Annotated in this window: 22 protein-coding genes; 8 read left to right on the top strand and 14 right to left on the bottom strand. The window is 37.4% G+C overall.

Features of this window, described 5'->3' with window-relative positions:
* Position 1: 1 nt before the first annotated feature.
* Positions 2-721, bottom strand: a complete 720-nt coding sequence (locus R2Q84_RS01220; RefSeq protein ID WP_316814695.1) for a DUF2461 domain-containing protein — start codon at positions 719-721, stop codon at positions 2-4.
* A 136-nt stretch (positions 722-857) separates the two neighbouring features.
* On the opposite strand from R2Q84_RS01220, the gene R2Q84_RS01225 reads away from it, so the two are divergent.
* On the top strand, positions 858-2,138 hold the full coding sequence (locus tag R2Q84_RS01225; RefSeq protein WP_316814696.1) for a BamA/TamA family outer membrane protein: 1,281 nt from the start codon (positions 858-860) through the stop codon (positions 2,136-2,138).
* 508 nt (positions 2,139-2,646) lie between these two features.
* Positions 2,647-2,844: a hypothetical protein gene (locus R2Q84_RS01230; protein ID WP_316814697.1), complete on the top strand. Its 198-nt coding sequence runs from the start codon at positions 2,647-2,649 to the stop codon at positions 2,842-2,844.
* Between the two features lie 46 nt (positions 2,845-2,890).
* Here the strand turns inward: R2Q84_RS01230 and R2Q84_RS01235 are convergent, their stop codons facing one another.
* Positions 2,891-3,316, bottom strand: a complete 426-nt coding sequence (locus tag R2Q84_RS01235; RefSeq protein ID WP_316814698.1) for a nuclear transport factor 2 family protein — start codon at positions 3,314-3,316, stop codon at positions 2,891-2,893.
* A gap of 608 nt (positions 3,317-3,924) precedes the next feature.
* On the opposite strand from R2Q84_RS01235, the gene R2Q84_RS01240 reads away from it, so the two are divergent.
* Together R2Q84_RS01240 and abc-f are read left to right on the top strand one after the other, a co-directional pair.
* Complete coding sequence (locus R2Q84_RS01240) at positions 3,925-4,596, top strand: ATP-binding cassette domain-containing protein (RefSeq protein WP_316814699.1); 672 nt, start codon at positions 3,925-3,927, stop codon at positions 4,594-4,596.
* 133 nt (positions 4,597-4,729) lie between these two features.
* Positions 4,730-6,319, top strand: coding sequence for a ribosomal protection-like ABC-F family protein (gene abc-f, locus R2Q84_RS01245; protein ID WP_316814700.1), 1,590 nt, complete (start codon positions 4,730-4,732; stop codon positions 6,317-6,319).
* 65 nt (positions 6,320-6,384) lie between these two features.
* Here abc-f and R2Q84_RS01250 read toward each other — a convergent pair whose 3' ends face one another.
* Complete coding sequence (locus R2Q84_RS01250) at positions 6,385-6,759, bottom strand: hypothetical protein (protein ID WP_316814701.1); 375 nt, start codon at positions 6,757-6,759, stop codon at positions 6,385-6,387.
* Positions 6,760-6,890: 131 nt separating this feature from the next.
* Between R2Q84_RS01250 and R2Q84_RS01255 the strand changes: the two genes are divergently transcribed.
* Complete coding sequence (locus R2Q84_RS01255; RefSeq protein ID WP_316814702.1) at positions 6,891-7,631, top strand: DUF92 domain-containing protein; 741 nt, start codon at positions 6,891-6,893, stop codon at positions 7,629-7,631.
* Positions 7,632-7,693: 62 nt separating this feature from the next.
* Complete coding sequence (locus tag R2Q84_RS01260; RefSeq protein WP_316814703.1) at positions 7,694-8,062, top strand: YccF domain-containing protein; 369 nt, start codon at positions 7,694-7,696, stop codon at positions 8,060-8,062.
* A 2-nt stretch (positions 8,063-8,064) separates the two neighbouring features.
* Here the strand turns inward: R2Q84_RS01260 and R2Q84_RS01265 are convergent, their stop codons facing one another.
* The 4 genes from R2Q84_RS01265 to R2Q84_RS01280 all read right to left on the bottom strand — a co-directional run bounded on the left by R2Q84_RS01265 (position 8,065) and on the right by R2Q84_RS01280 (position 10,047).
* The gene (locus R2Q84_RS01265) at positions 8,065-8,883 is read right to left on the bottom strand and encodes an endonuclease/exonuclease/phosphatase family protein (RefSeq protein WP_316814704.1); all 819 of its coding nucleotides are present in this window, start codon (positions 8,881-8,883) and stop codon (positions 8,065-8,067) included.
* 24 nt (positions 8,884-8,907) lie between these two features.
* A complete protein-coding gene (locus R2Q84_RS01270) occupies positions 8,908-9,393 on the bottom strand; it encodes a hypothetical protein (RefSeq protein WP_316814705.1) in 486 nt (161 codons plus the stop codon).
* A 70-nt stretch (positions 9,394-9,463) separates the two neighbouring features.
* Positions 9,464-9,688 (bottom strand): CDGSH iron-sulfur domain-containing protein, encoded by a 225-nt coding sequence (locus R2Q84_RS01275; protein WP_316814706.1) that lies wholly within the window; start codon positions 9,686-9,688, stop codon positions 9,464-9,466.
* 89 nt (positions 9,689-9,777) lie between these two features.
* Positions 9,778-10,047: a hypothetical protein gene (locus R2Q84_RS01280; RefSeq protein WP_316814707.1), complete on the bottom strand. Its 270-nt coding sequence runs from the start codon at positions 10,045-10,047 to the stop codon at positions 9,778-9,780.
* A gap of 150 nt (positions 10,048-10,197) precedes the next feature.
* Between R2Q84_RS01280 and R2Q84_RS01285 the strand changes: the two genes are divergently transcribed.
* Together R2Q84_RS01285 and R2Q84_RS01290 are read left to right on the top strand one after the other, a co-directional pair.
* On the top strand, positions 10,198-10,851 hold the full coding sequence (locus R2Q84_RS01285) for a PAS domain-containing protein (RefSeq protein WP_316814708.1): 654 nt from the start codon (positions 10,198-10,200) through the stop codon (positions 10,849-10,851).
* A 134-nt stretch (positions 10,852-10,985) separates the two neighbouring features.
* On the top strand, positions 10,986-12,200 hold the full coding sequence (locus tag R2Q84_RS01290; RefSeq protein WP_316814709.1) for an MFS transporter: 1,215 nt from the start codon (positions 10,986-10,988) through the stop codon (positions 12,198-12,200).
* Between the two features lie 36 nt (positions 12,201-12,236).
* On the opposite strand, the gene R2Q84_RS01295 is transcribed toward R2Q84_RS01290, so the two are convergent.
* The 7 genes from R2Q84_RS01295 to R2Q84_RS01325 all read right to left on the bottom strand — a co-directional run bounded on the left by R2Q84_RS01295 (position 12,237) and on the right by R2Q84_RS01325 (position 17,584).
* Entirely contained in the window at positions 12,237-13,277 is a 1,041-nt protein-coding gene (locus R2Q84_RS01295) for a TQO small subunit DoxD (protein WP_316814710.1), read from the bottom strand.
* Positions 13,278-13,759: 482 nt separating this feature from the next.
* Entirely contained in the window at positions 13,760-14,323 is a 564-nt protein-coding gene (locus R2Q84_RS01300) for a GNAT family N-acetyltransferase (RefSeq protein WP_316814711.1), read from the bottom strand.
* On the bottom strand, positions 14,320-14,706 hold the full coding sequence (locus R2Q84_RS01305) for a DUF2784 domain-containing protein (protein WP_316814712.1): 387 nt from the start codon (positions 14,704-14,706) through the stop codon (positions 14,320-14,322). Before R2Q84_RS01305 ends, R2Q84_RS01300 begins: the two co-directional genes overlap by 4 nt.
* Positions 14,707-14,716: 10 nt before the next feature.
* Positions 14,717-15,808, bottom strand: a complete 1,092-nt coding sequence (locus R2Q84_RS01310) for an FUSC family protein (protein WP_316814713.1) — start codon at positions 15,806-15,808, stop codon at positions 14,717-14,719.
* Positions 15,809-15,869: 61 nt separating this feature from the next.
* Complete coding sequence (locus R2Q84_RS01315) at positions 15,870-16,166, bottom strand: Dabb family protein (RefSeq protein WP_316814714.1); 297 nt, start codon at positions 16,164-16,166, stop codon at positions 15,870-15,872.
* 56 nt (positions 16,167-16,222) lie between these two features.
* Positions 16,223-16,612: a (deoxy)nucleoside triphosphate pyrophosphohydrolase gene (locus tag R2Q84_RS01320; RefSeq protein ID WP_316814715.1), complete on the bottom strand. Its 390-nt coding sequence runs from the start codon at positions 16,610-16,612 to the stop codon at positions 16,223-16,225.
* A 12-nt stretch (positions 16,613-16,624) separates the two neighbouring features.
* Positions 16,625-17,584 carry a TonB family protein gene (locus R2Q84_RS01325; RefSeq protein WP_316814716.1) on the bottom strand — a complete coding sequence of 320 codons (960 nt, stop codon included), beginning with the start codon at positions 17,582-17,584 and terminating at the stop codon, positions 16,625-16,627.
* Positions 17,585-17,805: the final 221 nt, after the last annotated feature.

The raw sequence follows: 17,805 nt of genomic DNA on the forward strand, positions 1-17,805 counted from the left end.
ATTAATCTACAATACCATTTGCATCACCGCTAAGCACCGCACTCATGTAATCTAAAAACGGTCTCATTTCCCGGAATGACTCATTAACTAAATCAGCAAAATTACTGCTCAACAATTCTGTATCATTAAATCTTCTGATTAATAGAAACTGTTTATAACGCAATAGATCAATATCCGGGTGAGTAACTTCAAACCCCTTAGGTGCGGTTTTTAGCTGTTCACCTTGAAGGCTTCCAAAATTTGCGACAAAACTATTACTGTTAATAATCTGCCTTAATGGCTCAGCATCAAAAGCGATATCAGCTCTGATGAGTTTTAGATCAGGGGCTGAAGGTCCCCAGAAAGCAGCAGCAACAAAACTATTCCCTTTCTCAAAATGGTAATAATATCCACCTCTGCGTTGCTTTCCAGCCCTGGTAAAACTGCCACCCCAATAAGTTTTAAATGGTGTTTTATCTTTAGAAAACCGAATATCACGATAAGGTCTATACAAGCTCTTCTTGCCTGAAGCTGTTTCAATCACATCATGCAGATTCAATTTTTTCAATAAATAATCGACAAATTGTTCTACCTGATCCTGTTCTGCAAGAAATTCAGCCTTGTGTGCATTGAACCATTCACGATCATTGTGTTTTTTTAATTCTTCGAGGAAATCAAGGTTAGAATTGGATAAGGTCGGGACTTTCATTTGTTCAAATATACCTGCATCTATTAGGATCACAAAGAATAATAGTAAATATTGAAAATTATAGACTTAGTTAAAACAATATATACCGTTAACTAGTTAATTAAACTCATTATCTTTGAAAGAACAGGACGAAACATTAAAACACATCGTAAACCAGACATTATAATGTATGCTTAAAAGAAGGTTAATTTTATTGTTATGTCTGTTTACAGGAACCGAATATCTATATGGACAGGTTCAACCAATTACCGACTCTCTTAAGACAGCGGTTGTAAAAAAAGATACGGTCGACAACCAATATGATGTTGGAGATCTGTTTGTAAGCATCTTTCACCCAAAAAAGAAGGCAGATGTCACTCGCAAAAAATCAGCCGTGACCATTATACCCAATGTGGCTTACAACCCTAGTATTGGCGCACAAATTGGCATCAAGGCCGTTGCAGGAAAAGTACTCGGCAAAGACACGAAAACATTAATGTCAATTGCTGCTACATCTGCATCAATAACCACTAAAGGGATCATCTATTTTTACCTCAACCATAATGTTTACACCCCTGGCAACAAATGGAACCTCCAAGGAAGTCTGGTGGCAGCAAAAACAGTTGTCCCTGATTTTGGCCTGGGCATCGGAAACCCAGCACAAGGAAGTGAAGAGGATTTGATATTAAGCAACCCTGACCGGAAGAGTTATGTTCTACGTGCTGAATACTACAATTTTCGAGAAAAAGTATACAAACAGATACAACCAAACCTATTTTTAGGCGCTGGTGTCTCCTTCGAAATCAGAAAAAAAATTGAAGTTCGGGGAAGCGAAAATGCATTAACCCCATACAATATCTATAGTGATCGATATGGATTTGAAAGAGATCATTATCAGTCAAATGGGATGCTTTTCAATGTTCAGTACACTACTCGAGATAATCAGAACCGCGCATATAAAGGCATTTATGTAGATGCTGGAATCCGTATGAACCAAAGCTGGATGGGAAGTACAAGAAATGCTGTACAAATTACCACCGATTTTAGAAAATACTGGAGCTTATCTGATAGAAATCCTGAACACGTGATCGCCTTTTGGAACTGGGGATCTTATCTGGTTAGTGGCGCCTTGCCTTACCTTGAGCTCCCGGGAACAGGTAGAGATACTTATTTCCGCAGTGGACGCGGCTATACTGTTACTTATTTTAAAGGACCTCAGTATTTTTACTCGGAGCTGGAATATCGCTTTCCTATCATGAGAAACAAATTTATTAGTGGTGTAACCTTCTTCAATATACAAACGGCCAATGATGAAATGGGTACCCGCTTGTTTGAACAATGGCAACCTGCCGGCGGTGCTGGTCTAAGGGTACTGTTTAACAAAGCAACACGCACTAATTTATGTTTAGATTATGCTATCGGTAGATATGGTTCGAAAGGTCTCTTTCTAGGACTTACCGAAGCTTTCTAACTAAATCCTTATCTTTGGTAACGAAATGAATAGTAATCGACCAATACACACAAAAGGAAACCTTTACAGGCTAACATTAGTCCTGTTAATGGTCTTGTCCATTTTTAGTGTATCCGGATCAATCGGTTTGTCTTCCTATCAGCCACAAAAACCCACAACAGAATTACTGTTGACTGCAGGCCAAAAATCTATCTCTTGTTCAGGATATTACTGCAGTTTAAAGCGCAATCACAAAGTTGCTACGGAATACCAATTACAAAAACAGCAAAAGTATGCTGTGATAAGATTTAACGAACTATTTACCATTCAGTTCATTCATCAGTCCTACAAATTCCTTGAGATTAAACCAGCTATTCGGCATAACCATTCTTCAATACGCGTAACCAGACTCCAGTACAAACCATTACCTGCTTGATTAAGCCTCAAGTCGGCTACAAACCGACTTCATTTTTAAACTAATCAACGTTGTCTGAAAGGCAGCAATTCCTTATTTTATTTATCCATCAAAATGAAAAGTCTAAATAGAACTTTCAGGTTGATATGCTTGTCGCTGCTTATAATTCTGGCCTCCATAGGAGTAGGTATCGCAGGAGGTATAGCAATCCCCTTATCTCGAAAAAAAGATGATGAACCCGTGCAGATTGAACTACCTGAAACCAACAGAGAACATCAGGAAAACAGCACATTAGAAGCATTTAAGCAATAAATACACTTAAATCTTTCTATTATTAATTTGGTGAATATAGAATCAATTAAACAGGCATCGGCAACATCAGCGCTTCTACAAGTCCATAACTATCTTCCTGCAATCTGTAACGGATAATTTGATCACCACTAACTGTAAAATGAGCAGAAAACATAGACGAATAGATTTGTCCTGAACGATTCATTTTTGAACTGAAAGAGCCAGTAGCTATCGCAAAATCATCATCCACCAGGATTCGATCTATTTGTGCAGCTATTGGCTCAATATTCTGCCAAAGTAATTCAAAAGAGTCCTTCACTTCATTTCGTTTTGTACGTTTACCCAACCATGGTGCAAGTTCTTCATTGCCTGGAATATCCCAATCTATTTCTTCTGCAAATAATTGGATTAAAACAGCTAATTCCCTGCCAGCTAAGGCCTGGAAAAAGTTATTAATGACTTCTCGTGTCTGAATAGTTTGTGTTTGGGACATAATTCGTTTTGTTTAAGTTCAACACAAAGAAAATAACAGCCACTGACAACCTTATGGCAGTCGAATATTTATTTTCAAATAAAATTTCTTAGATTAGATATATAAATTATCTGCTATGGACGTTCAACAAACCCTCATTCCCTTCCTAGTAATCTTACATATCTACTTGTGTATCAGATTTAGCTTCCGTGCTTCTTTTAAATACGCATCAGTCTATTCATTTCCATATATACTACTCGTTATACTATTACCTATAGCAGGCTATATCATTGCCGATCGTATGCTCAACAAGGAACTTCTTAAATGCTCAGAAAAATAACTTTTCTTTTCGCACAACATTTCAAGTTCATCATCACATTAAACCTTGCTGTGACGCTATTCTTTTCAGTCCTTTTTTGGCTCAAAGGATATGATCATTATTTTCTTTATGTGGTGGCTATATTGTTTAAAGCTGTAGCTTATTCAATTTCCATTGGTACCGAGAAACTACTTTTTAAAGCCAGATCATATCATTATCGAAACCTTGGTTTTAGCTACAGAATGCTATTTGGCTGGCTTTTAGGCGTAGACTTTATTTTTTTTGTGTTTTTTTTAACTCTTAGTGGTATATGCAGGAGCTTTATATAGATAGTGTTGCACACAGGTATGAAAAGGAATACATACTTAACAATGTTTACATTAATTGTAAAATTGGTGAAATAGTTGGCTTGCTCGGTAGAAATGGCTCCGGAAAATCGACCTTACTAAAGATCATATTTGGCAGTATCCAGCCCAATTATATGCATATGCGATTAAACGACGAGCAAGTAAAACGTGCATATATTACAGGTAAAGTAGCTTATCTACCTCAGCATTTTTTCATTCCAGCTCATTTACGGGTTAAGCAGTTGGTCGAAATATATTCCAATAAGTACAAGAAAGAGTTGTTTGCTCAGGATATTATCCGGGAAAATATAAATCGGGCAATGGAGGATCTTTCGGGAGGACAAAGGCGTTTAATTGAATTTATGCTGGTGCTATATGGTGACAGCGATTTTGTACTTTTAGATGAACCATTTACACAACTGGCGCCAATTGTTATTGAAGAAATGCAAAGGCAACTATTTAATTTCAGAATGCTAAAGGGAGTTATTTTAACTGATCACTATTATCAGGAAATCATTAAAACCGCATCCCGAATTGTATTGCTTCACAATGGATGTAATTATAGGATCAATGGTGTTGCAGATTTACAACTACACGGGTATTTAAGTCACATCGTTCAGGAATATACATCATAATAAAAATTATCCTTACCTTTGCAACAATAACAAAAAACACATTTATGTAGGATAAAATTTCTTTCGGAAAAAATAGACACAACCGGCAACACAAAGCCGGTGTAATTGTTCAATCCCTAACAAGAAAGAAATTATGCTTATTCTTCAGGATACAACCTACATACACCCCAATAGAGATTTATTGTTTACGGATTTAAATCTCGTTATAAATAAACAAGAAAAAGTTGCATTAATTGGCAATAACGGAGTCGGCAAATCTACGCTTCTAAAAATACTGGCAGGAAATCTCCGGCCATCTGAAGGACATGTAAAAACTGACGCTCCCCCCTATTATATACCACAGATTTTCGGACAGTTTAATGATTACAGCATTGCCCGGGCGATTCAGGTAGACGTTAAAATTCAGGCCTTAAATGAAATTTTGAGTGGCAATGTTACAGATGAACAGTTTACCCTGCTCGACAATGATTGGTCCATCGAAGAACGCTGCAAAGAAGCGTTCGCACACTGGAAACTTGATGATCTTGATGTAAACCAAAAAATGGATACACTCAGCGGAGGCCAAAAGACAAGGGTTTTCCTTGCTGGTATAATGATCCATCGTCCGGAAATCGTATTGCTGGATGAACCAAGTAATCACCTGGACACCTGGAGCCGAAGCCTTTTATATGACTATGTACAGTCCACTAAAAGCACTTTGGTAATTGTAAGTCATGATCGAACCCTATTAAACTTACTCAACAAGGTATATGAACTCGGTAAAACTGGCATCACATCATACGGTGGAAACTATGATTTTTACGATGAGCAAAAAAAAGCAGAGCATGAACAGCTTAACCATGAATTAAGAACCAGGGAAAAGGCACTGAGAAAAGCAAAGGAAGTGGAAAGGGAAGCTGCAGAAAGGAAGCAAAAACTGGATGCACGCGGAAAGAAAAAACAGGAAAAAGCGGGACTGCCTACTATATTAATGAACACACTTAAAAACAATGCAGAAAAGAGTGCTTCAAAGATGAAAGGTGTACATGCAGAAAAGATTGGCTCAATTTCAAAGGAACTTACCCAACTGCGAACAACATTACCCGATATAGATAAAATGAAAATAGACTTCGAAAGTTCTAATCTTCATAAAGGAAAGGTTTTGGTTACTGTCAAAGATGTTAATTTTGGATACAATGGAGATCTGCTTTGGTCGACGCCGCTAAACTTCCAGATCTTTAGTGGAGAACGCATCGTAATTACCGGCCCTAATGGTTCCGGAAAAACCACATTGGTTAAACTGATCTTAAAAGATCTTTTGCCAACGTCTGGAGTATTAGATAATTCAGCTTTTAAAGCCATGTACATTGATCAGGATTATTCATTGATCAACAATGAATTAAGTGTTTACGAACAAGCGGAACAATACAACTCTGGTGCTTTACAGGAACATGAAATAAAAATCCGCTTAAATAGATTTCTGTTTACCAAAGAATACTGGAATAAACCCTGCAAAGCGCTAAGTGGAGGAGAAAAAATGAGACTCATGCTTTGTTCTTTAACAATTGGCAGTATGGCACCCGATATGATTATTCTAGACGAACCAACCAATAACCTGGATATTCAGAATATTGAAATTCTAACCAATGCCATCAATGAATACCAGGGAGCGCTAGTAGTAATTTCGCACGACGAATACTTTTTAAAACAAATAAATGCGGAACGTGTGATTACGCTTAAATAAATAAGCGTTAAATACAAAGATGGCTTGTCTTTCCAGACAAGCCATCTTTTAAATATCAATGTTTATTACCTTGTGCAATCTGCAGTCCATGTAGCCCCATCTTTCGAAACCAACATTTTTAATGTGTTGGCATCGATGGTAATACCAGTTAAACCACTCCCAATACTTACATAAGTATTGTCGCCACTTTTTTCGAATTTCACCCCTGTAATATCAGGAATATTGCTGCCGAAAAAGAAATTATAAGTGTCACCAACTTTGCTAACCGTAACTTTGCCTTCGGAATTGGTAATGGAGGTCTCATCCTTGTTATAAGAAACAGAACCATTATAAGTACCCACGAAGAAGTCTGCGGTTGCAGGATCTTTATCCTTTTTACAAGAAATCATAACCGTTGTTACAATTAGGATTAAGCTTAGAATTTTTAATACGTTTTTCATGATATAATGATTTAATGTAACATGATAGTTACAAACGCTATGCCAACTGGAGAATACCCTATTTACAGAACAGCCTTGAATAGCCTTTAAACAATGTTTATAAATTGGATTTATTTTAATAATTCATTATCATGATATTTGATAAAATGAACTTAATGTTTCTGTTTACAAGTCCCTACCAGCTATTTATATGTTTATCCATACTGGTCGTAATCGTATTAAGTGTAAAAAAAAGAAAACTAACTTTTCAGGCAGCTATTACAGCCACAATTATTGGTCTTTTGGTATGGCAGTCGGCCCAATTAAAGGGCGTTTTTATGTTAATGACATTCTTTCTTCTTAGTGTTTTTGCTACTGCACATAAAAAAGCAGTAAAAACTAAAATCCACAAGGACAATTTAAGTAACAAAGCAAGGGATAGTAAACAGGTACTTGCAAACGGAGGCGTAGCTGGCTTGACTGCGATTATGGCGATTATAGACCCTCTGCACCATGAATTTTACATGATCATGATGGCAGCAAGTCTGGCTTCAGCACTTGCCGATACGTTATCGTCAGAACTTGGAATGATTTATGGACGTCGGTTTTACAATATAATCACCCTAAAAAAAGAACCCAATGGTTTAGATGGCGTTGTAAGCCTGGAGGGCCTTTTAATAGGTGCACTGGGTAGCGGAATAATTGCTGTAATCTATGCTGGATTTGAAAAGCCGGGTTTGCTTGTGTTTATTGCTGGCGTCACCGGCAATCTTGCAGATTCGATACTAGGTGCTACACTGGAAAGAAAACACCTCATAGGAAATAACATTGTAAATTTCTTAAACACACTTATCGCGGGGCTAATCGCAGCCTTTATCTTTTGTTTAATTTAGCATATAACAATATATTGTGTAACTAATTCACACTTACATTATCTATAACAGAAAGCATAACTATGAATTTATTAGGCAACATCATATGGATCATCTTTGGAGGAATATTCATTTTCTTTGAATACATTATAGGCGGTATCATTCTATGTCTGACCATCGTAGGTATTCCTTTTGGAATCCAATGCTTTAAATTTGCCATAGTTGGTCTTGCTCCATTTGGCTTTAAGATCACAGATACGTCTTCTAATACAGGCTGTCTTTCGACTATAATGAATATAATCTGGCTAGTATTTGGCGGCTTCTGGATTGTATTAACTCATCTGTTCTTTGGGATATTGCTTTGTATCACTATCATTGGTATCCCATGGGGAAGACAGCATTTCAAATTAATGAACCTTGCTTTTTCACCTTTTGGCAAATCCCTGAATTAACCTTATTTCGCTAATGCCCCAAAAGAGAGTTGAATATAAACAGGGACATGGTCAGAAATTGCCCTTGCATGTTTAAGGGTCTCAAAATCCCTATAAAAGTGAACAATACCTGCTTTTGATACCTGGAATACGGAAGCCTTTAAAAAGAAATTATCGTATTCAGAGGCCAGACAATTGTCATTCACACAATCCTGTTTTAAAGAAGTCTTCTGCCCCATTAAAGCTGGGAAATAGCCCATTTTCTTCAAAGGACTAAATACATTATGGGATTGAGGCAAATTAAAATCACCACAAAAAATAAGATCATGATCAGGATAAAGACCAGGTATGAACTTAAAATATTTGATTTCCGTTTCCGGTTGCTTTGATTTCGGCACCGCATGAAAGCTGGCTAATGTGAATGTCTTTTTTCCAACTGAAAACTGACAAAAAAAAGGCTCCCTGTCAATTTCCTCATGATGCGTTTGATCCAGCCAGGCAATGCCAATTTGTTTAACCTTAGCTGTTTTCCATAAAAAAGCATAACGTTCCTTTGAATTTTTTAAACTTGAAGTAGGGTTACTAATTACATAAGCCCACTTAGTACCCAAACGGTTTAATTCATCGGCTAACCTGGCTACAGCCTGACTACCACCATACCCAGATACAACTTCCTGAATTGCAACCACATCAAATTCTTTAATTACATTAGCAATATAGTTCAATTCAGCATCATCTTTAGATTTACCGAAGTTCTGGATATTCCAGGAACAAATACTTACATTTTGGGAATAACAGGAAAAGCTTATAAATATAAGCAGGAGGAAAATATACTTTTTCAAATCGGAAACGGAATAAATTGCAGTCTATAGTTGATTAAACGACTTCATAAAAGTCTCATAATCTTGTCGGGAAATTACTAAAGCAGTCTGGTAAAGGTTAACAGGTTCATTCTGTTCATCCAATGATTCAAAGATCAGCTTCATGGATTTATTGCCAGCCTGAAAATCCTCGTGAAAAGGAATCACACGAATAGATTTGTTTATTTTAAAAGTTTTTACGGCAAACTTCAAAAAGCCGTATTGTCGCTGATAACTTAGCGTGTTTCGGGTTAGCATGATTGTTTCGGCCCCATAAAGGTTCCAAATAGAATACCTCAAAAATAAGATTTCAAACACCAAAATGAACATTACAATTACGCCTACTCCACCAATTGTAAATAAAATTATGATGGCTATGAATAAAATATTCAATACATAAAGAGAGATTTTTAAAGCGATGGACGGTTGCACGCTTATCGTCATGGAGAGTTTTTCTCCATCATGGCTCACTTTAAAATTACCTGGTGTCATACTTATTTTTCGGGCAAAGCTAATAAATCATTACAAAAAGAGACAGATTAAAAAAATCTGTCTCCATTGATTATACCTTTTTCGGAGGAAGCTCAAATGCAACAGCCTCATGCTCAAAATGTCCATTATGTGCACCATCACAAAACGGTTTGTTTTTTGATAATCCACAACGGCAAATTGACAATACTGTTCTTCCCTGTAAACCATAAACGTCGCCGTTTCTATCTACAATTTCAAAATCTCCTTCGATCTTCACTGAACCGTTATTATTGATTGTAAGTTTTGTTTTTGACATACTTTGTTAGTTTGCCGCAAAACTAAAACATTGCCCGTACAGTCAGCAATATCATTTTAATTTAGAACCGTTATCTTTTAGAAAGATATTTACTGGCCAAATATATTTTTATAAGCAGACCAGCAGGCATTTTTTATTTCCTGAGGAAGATTATCCTTCACGTAAAACTGGATCCCCTTATCAGTATAAAAATATCTGAAGTAATTTCCAAGTTTATCAGGCTTTTCACCTGTATGGATATTTTCACGCTTATTTAACCAATGCGCATAGGTAACTTCAACCCCATTCAAAGCATCTTCAAGATCCTTTATTTTTCCCGAGTTTTTATCGACCAACATCAAATCACTGTAATCATTCATAACACCTATGGCTTTAATTGACAAAGGTACTCAATAATATTAGTCTTTAACCTATAACTCCCAATAAAGCAACCAGATTGGTGGTAAAAATGATTTTGTTACAACTAAAAATGAATAGAATATCCCCCCAATATGTAAATTTGCATGATTATGAATTTAAATGAAGGGATGTTTGGGTACGGGCAATCAAGTTCAAAAGACGAGTTAATTAATGTTTTATCCGCCTATCAAAGAGCAGTTGACAACAGTGTAATATCCTCAATAACAGACATCAAAGGCAATATTTTATATGTAAATAAAAAATTCTGTGAGGTTTCACAGTATAACCACGATGAACTGATCGGCAAAAACCATAGTTTGATAAATTCAGGCCATCATTCTAAGCTTTTCTTTAAAAACATGTGGCGTACAATTGCCCAGGGTGAAGTGTGGTATGGTGAAATAAAGAACAGAGCTAAAGATAACAGCCATTATTGGGTGGATAGCATTATTGTGCCGATCAAAAACAACATAGGTAAGCCTTTTCAGTATTTGTCTTTAAGGACATTAATCTCTGAACGAAAGGCAAACGAAGAACAGGAACGCATACAAAATGGAAAGAACCTGGAAGAAATGCTTTTTAGAATCTCCCATCAAATGAGGCAGCCCGTTGTTCAAATTCTTGGCCTGGCAGACGTAATCAGCTACAACAGTGAGGCTACAGCCGATTTAAAACAAAGTGTTGAGTACTTAAAAACTGCCGCTCTATCCTTAGATAAATACATCAGGGAACTCTCCGGGTTTGTAAATCAAATAAAGGAATAATGCTGTAATGCTGCGAACGCATAAGGAATATGAAATTTCTTAGATGTAATTATTACACTAACGTGTTTAAAAATCTGCTACCTGGAACAATGAAAACCTAACTTTGGACCATTAAAAATAACATCAGCTACGTTTTGAACAATACAAAAGTACTTACCCAACAACATCAAGGCATTTCAACCATACTTGCATTCGCGCTACTCCCATTATCTGGCTTCGCTACAGACATTTACATCCCCTCCTTACCCAGTATGGCGTCGACAATGCAGGTAAGTAGCTTACAAGTACAACTTACATTAAGTTTATTTTTAATTAGCTATGGGGTTTCTCAACTCTTTATAGGGAGTGTGCTTGATAGTTTTGGTCGATATAGGCTAAGCCTCATCTGCCTTGTCATCTTTGCTGTAGCCAGCATTATAATCGCCAATACGCATAACATATACCTCATTTATCTGATGCGTATTATCCATGGTTTTACTGTGGGGACTGTAATTGTTGCAAAAAGGGCTTATTTTGTAGACCTCTTTTCCGGTGACCAACTCAAACACTATTTAAGCCTTTTTTCAATTATCTGGTCAACCGGACCAATTGTCGCGCCATTCCTGGGCGGATATTTACAAACAGCTTTTGGCTGGGAGTCCAATTTTTATTTCCTGGCCACACTGGCAGGTTTACTTGCCATTCTGGAATATATTTACAGTGGCGAGACGCTAACTCATTTTTCGGAATTCTCTTTAAAGCGGATTACAGGCGTTTACATAGATATGATAAAAACCGCTAGCTTTAGTCTCGGTATAGTAATGCTGGGTCTGGCCTATACAATGGTAATGATCTACAACATGACGGGACCTTTTATCATTGAGCACCATTTGCATTTAAGTCCTGTCGTGGCCGGTTATAGCTCATTAATACTTGGATTTGCCTGGATGGTAGGTGGATTTATTGGTAAAGCCACCATAAACAATCCTTTCTTTAAAAAAATGGCGACAAACCTCCTGTTCCAAATTGTCTTTGTATTGATGATGATTGTAACGGTTCAGTTTATTTCCAGCCTCTTTACAATGGTATTATTTGCTTTCCTGGTCCACGTAACTGCAGGTTATATTTTTAACAACTACTTTACTTTCTGCCTCGGATTGTTTCCGAAAAATGCAGGTATTGCAAGTGGTTTGACTGGTGGAATAACCTACGTAATCGTATCTTTTTTAAGTTACAGCGTCATCTCTATTTTGCCAGCAAAAGATGAACATCATCTTAGCGAAAGCTATTTGGTTCTAACAGTACTATCAGCAATAATCATGTTTACCATCTATAAAATCAGCAAAAGAAAACCTGAGCTTATAAATTAAGCTCAGGTCAATCAGGCTTTCAATACGGTAAGCTTTTTAATGATGTGAAATTTCTTTTTTCCAGGTTATCCCACTAATATCGGTTAGTGTCAAAATGTAGCGGCCTGCCGACAAATTAGCAAGAACGGGATCAGCTATGGTGAGCTTTGCCTTTGCACCCAAGGGTATCACCAAACTATGTTTTCCAGGCCTTATTTTAGCTACATAGTTATTTACGATTGACGATTCAGGCAACTTTGCCAGCTCAGCTCCGTTTTTTTCTATTATCACGACTCCCTTGTCGTCTGACAGCATTAAGCCAATTAAAAATGAACCATAAACATCTGCTCCTTCTGTCCTGAAAGCTGTAAATGATATTTCCCCCTGCTGAATTACAACCTCTGAAAGCTCAACTTTCGGCTTTACGGACATATTGTGTAACGTTCCCCATACACCACCATGGAAATACTGATTTGTAAAGAGTGTAACAGAGAGAATTGTCATTGCCCCAATAAATGCCCAGCTGTGCAGCTTTTTAGCAAGCACAGGTAAAGCACCTGAGCCTACCCAGCTAAACCAACTATTTTTTGTGATTTTAAATGATCTGGACCGCATTAAATGATCAAGGCTATGTTTTCCAGATCCCGATAAAAACACTGTAAAACCAGCAGCAAGTCCTAAAATACCAATCTGCCACTCGTCCAGACAAGTTGTACCCAACCAACCCGCACCAAGCAAAATGCCCATTGCCAAACCAAATACACCTACGCTCATTAACCTGGTAAACAGTCCCAGCATAAAAAATAAGCCTACTATCCCCTCAATAATGGTAAATGCAACCATTGACCACCATAAAGACTCCGGATTAGAAACCAGGTACTCAATCATAGGCTTTATGCCTAGTGCATTAGGTAAAAAATGGTTGAATTTTTCGCCGATATAACCTGCCTCTTCCGGATCAAGTTTATTTTCAAGAATTAAGCGTCGCCAAAAGGCAGAAAAATAAGTCCAGCCTGCAACCAGACGTAGTGAAAGTGTAAATAACCCGGATAAAGAATAGGCATCAGCCATTCCGGAATGTTCATTTTTAGTATGCATTCAATATAGATTTAAGATTAAAAAATAACTAAACTACCTGCCAAATGCAGGTACAATAAAGTCATTATCTCAAATCAGTATTTTCCGATAAAGAATAAATAGTGTGCGCTGAATCCCCAAATCCGCCTTGCGGTTCAGGTGTAATAGTTGTACGCTTTCGTCTAAGACCTGAAAAGCCGGCAAGACGATTAAATCATCGCTAGTACGAACATCCGTTTTCAGAGAACGTTGTTGACTATGATTGGCTTTTCTATAATTACTACAAAATGAATTTAGACTGCTTTTGCTAAGTTGTACCTCTGTAGATAACGGAATACCTATATCCTGCTTAATCCCACGTTTTATCGGACAAGACAGACAAATTAACACCAGTACCAGGCAGGTAACAATTTGACTGCAGATATATTTATTGAAAAACTTCATTTTGTAATCTTGCAAGAATAGCCCTTTTATCTCAATTAACGTTGTTTTTAATGACTTTGTTACTTTGAACCAACTTTATACTGCATGTGAAAATACTTTCCACCCATAAAATCTTTTTTTTCTGCTATTACAAACCCTAAGTTCTCGTATAATTTTCTGGCTTGTGGATTTTCTTGATTGACCAGCAGACCTAAAGTATTTTGCTGATTGCGCACTGCGTGCGCAATCATTGCTTTAATTAATTCTTTTCCAATACCTTTTCCCTGTTTATCTGGAGAAACACTAACGCAGTCGATATAGTATTCACCGGGTTGCGTTTCATCTTCAGGATTGTGTTTAAAACCATAGGCCGTTTCAAGATACGCTAAGAATGGCGCTCTTAAGCTGTCAAGCTGAGCACCATCATAAGCGCTTATCATCCCATATACCATACCCTGGTCCTCGTAAACCAATATATTCTCATAGCTATATTGATTGGCTGGCAATGCTGCAAACTTCTCAAATAAGGGTACAGCATCATATGGATCATCAGCGCCAACGAATTTTGCTGCGAGATCATCCATTGCAAGAATAATTAGTTTGGCTATTTCGGGTGCGTCATTTACACAGGCTTCTCTTATCATTTCTTATTCGTTTTATTGTTTGTTGTTCTTATAAAATTCAGATATACAGATAACGTTGCTGCAATCGCAAAACCTATCGCGGTCGCTCCATCAATAAAATCAGCCGATACGTCAAGTCCCGTTACTTTATCTACATAATATTTTATAAAGGAATTCGGCAAATTGGTTTCTCCTAATTGCTCCTTAATCTGCCATTGCCAGTCTGTAACCGGACAATAACCTAAACCATACCAAATCCCCAATATTAACCAGGAGCAAATCGTAAGTAACACCAATACAAAATGTAACCTTCTTGTCCGCTTCCATATCCACCCCAACAAGTTGAACCCAACAATAAATAAATGCAATATTGTAAAACAGAAATCAAAAAGGTGATACATCATGCAAAAATATTTATTTTCTTAAAATGGCTACTCTTGTTTTTCTTATCTGCCGTGCTGCCTGCTGATTTAATTGCTGATTATGTAACAGCCAACCTCCCAGTACTCCAATTAAACTCCCCACTACAATATCGAGTAAACGCGCTGATATCAACTGATCCGGATTGATCTGCATCCCTCTTCCTATCTCGGCCAAAAAGACAGTCATTGGGGTGATAAAAATAACCGCAAGTCCGTAATGCCTTACAACAAGCATTTCTATTACAAACTGCAACAAAAGGATACTGATACAAATATTTAAAGGCGTAAGATTAAGCTGCAGAAACAGCCAGGTTAGCCCCATCCCGACAAATGTACCTGATATCCGGTGAAAACTTCTATGCCAGACATGCGTTACACTCACCCCCTGCATAATGGCTAAACATGAAATAGGAACCCAATAAGGGTTCTCCAGTTTAAAAGCATGTGCAATAAACAATGAGAGCGCAATGAAGCACCCGATAATTATAGACTCAGTGATATTGGCGTAGTTTCTTTTCTGTGGTACGACAATATTCAGTTTATATGGATATTTTTTTACGATATACAGGCTATAAAGAAAAGCCAAAACACAAGCAAGCATAGTCCCCAAAGCAACCAGACCTACCTTTACAGGGACGTTCATTAAATCAAAAGGTATACAGCTCCCCATAGAAGCGAGCATGATAAAAAAGAAATTTCGCGGCGACTGTAGTCTAAAGTAATTAGTTACCCAATTCACAGCGAAAGCATATAAACCCAAGGCGATTGCCGAAAAATAAGGATTAAAGCTAAATGCCAGTCCTATGGCAAAGCTTAAAATAAAACCAAAAGCGCACAACAATAAGGTAACCATGCGGTGTTCCAGTTTTGTTGAAGGCATGTACAAGATGACCAGGCCTCCAATACAGGCTTGAATACCATAATCTAACCTATCGGTGTAAAAGCCGATTAATAAAGGAATACCGGTTGACAGAGAGGCTAAAACAGGGATATGCCACAGTCTTTCAGTCTTCTTTAACTGGAACAGCTGCTTCAGCTCTCTGCCAATAATTACTTTTAGTTTTTCTACCATCTGATAAGCCATACAAAGATAAGACTTATCAGGAGCAACGCTTAATATTTGTTATGTCCGGTTAAGACAGTCATTAATGTGCGTCGTATATGATAACTTTCTCAAAAAGCACTCTAAATTCATCTAAAAATGCTTTGTGTACTTCATGCACCTGGTAAACATCATGTGCGGCAAGGTCTTCAAAAAACAAAACTAATGAAAAAGTATAAGTGGTATCTACTACAGCACGCTCAATTGGTGCAGGTGTACCGATGTGAAAGGTTTTAACTACTTCAATTTTTTCCAGTGATTGCAATCCGTTACGAAAAGCAGCTTTTTGTTCTTCTGAAGTGTCGGCTTTTAGCCAGAATAATACGTGATGAGCTATCATGATCTATTTTTTTATGCGAATATAATAATGATCTTGTAGCATTCTGCATGTGTGCTTTATTTAATAGAACTTAAGTAATTCCGAACAACGGGAATATCTGCGGCGGCCCAATCTAAATCAATTAGTTCATTAGTTTGTAACCAACTGTAAGCAGCATGTTCTTTTAAAACAACAGTGCCACTTGTTATTCTACAGACAAATGGGATTAACCTAATTGAAAAATCGGCATATTGATGTTCATTTATAGCTAATTGAGACACAGGTATTATAGCCACACCTAACTCTTCAAATACTTCCCTTATGATACAATCCCTTGCTGTTTCCCCGGGTTCGATCTTACCACCGGGAAATTCCATTTTCAAAGGGAGTTTCATTTCAGCACTACGCTGTGTTACAAGAACCTTTCCATCGTCACGTACAATAACCGCACAGGCAACTTCAATCATATCGACAATACTTTAACGCTGAAGTGTAAAGGAAACAGGCACATTGTGAGACACATTAACAGGCTTCCCTCTTTCTATCCCGGGATCCCAGGGTGGAGAAGCCTTAAGCACCCTAACCGCTTCGCTTGCCAAAGCAGGATGCACATCGTTCAAGACCTTAATATCCTCTATCACACCTTCCTTTGTTACCGTAAACTTCAACAACACTTTACCTTGTATACCATTTTTATAGCACTGCTCCGGATACCTGACCGTCTTCTTCAGGTAAGTATAAAATGCATTCATTCCCTTTTTAAACTGGGGCAATACAAACGTATTTGTATAGGAATAAACGGTACCATCATTATCGGTACTCTCACCCGAAATCAACTTACCATCAGCATAAATTTCCTTGTATTTACAATCTGTCTTTGTTCCCTCACCTACCCATTCCCCATCATAAACTCCATTCTTTATCCGGCCCCGTTCGGTAATCCTTTTAAATTGCGCATCATAAAAAGCACAGTCCCCATTGCCATCTATAACCAGATCCTTTCCAGTCGAATCTTTAACACTTTTTATATAAGCTGCCTTCTGCTTTCCGTCGACAGTTTCATCATAACTCACTGTCGTGTATAAATTACCATTAGGATAGTAATTATGTGCCGTATCTATTAGCTTTCCCTTTTTGTAATTGGCTATCATTTTCTTTTTGCCATTCGCGTAAAAGCAGATGTATTGTCCTTCATACATTGGCGGATCTATTTTACTGGAATAGCCCATGCTTTTTTTGGATCCGTCCAGAAAATGTTCATTTACCGGATACAGCTCAGATCCTTGCTCCGGTTCCTTAACAATGCGTAAATAATCAGCACTGTCTCGCTGTTTTACATATTCTCCGGTGTTCTTCAGGAAATAAAGGTTTTGTCGTTGCGCAGTTGCGGCCAGCGAAAAAAACAAAAGGGAAAAGAATAGAAAGGGCGTTTTGTTCATGTGAGGTAAATTGCTAGTGCAAGATAAAATAAAAATTCCTTTAAAAAAGAAACGGGAATAAGTCGGAGAGACTATTCCCGTTAATAAGGTCAATCCACCACAGATCAACCTAAACCAAACTAAACCGAAATGTTAAATACAAACACTGTGCCAATATTAAAAAACAATGAAATTCCTTGTTTTTAGCACAAAAAATGGCACTTTTTGCTATTTTTAGACAC

The sequence above is a fragment of the Pedobacter nyackensis genome (assembly GCF_032678475.1).
Taxonomy (GTDB): Bacteria; Bacteroidota; Bacteroidia; order Sphingobacteriales; family Sphingobacteriaceae; genus Pedobacter; species Pedobacter nyackensis_A.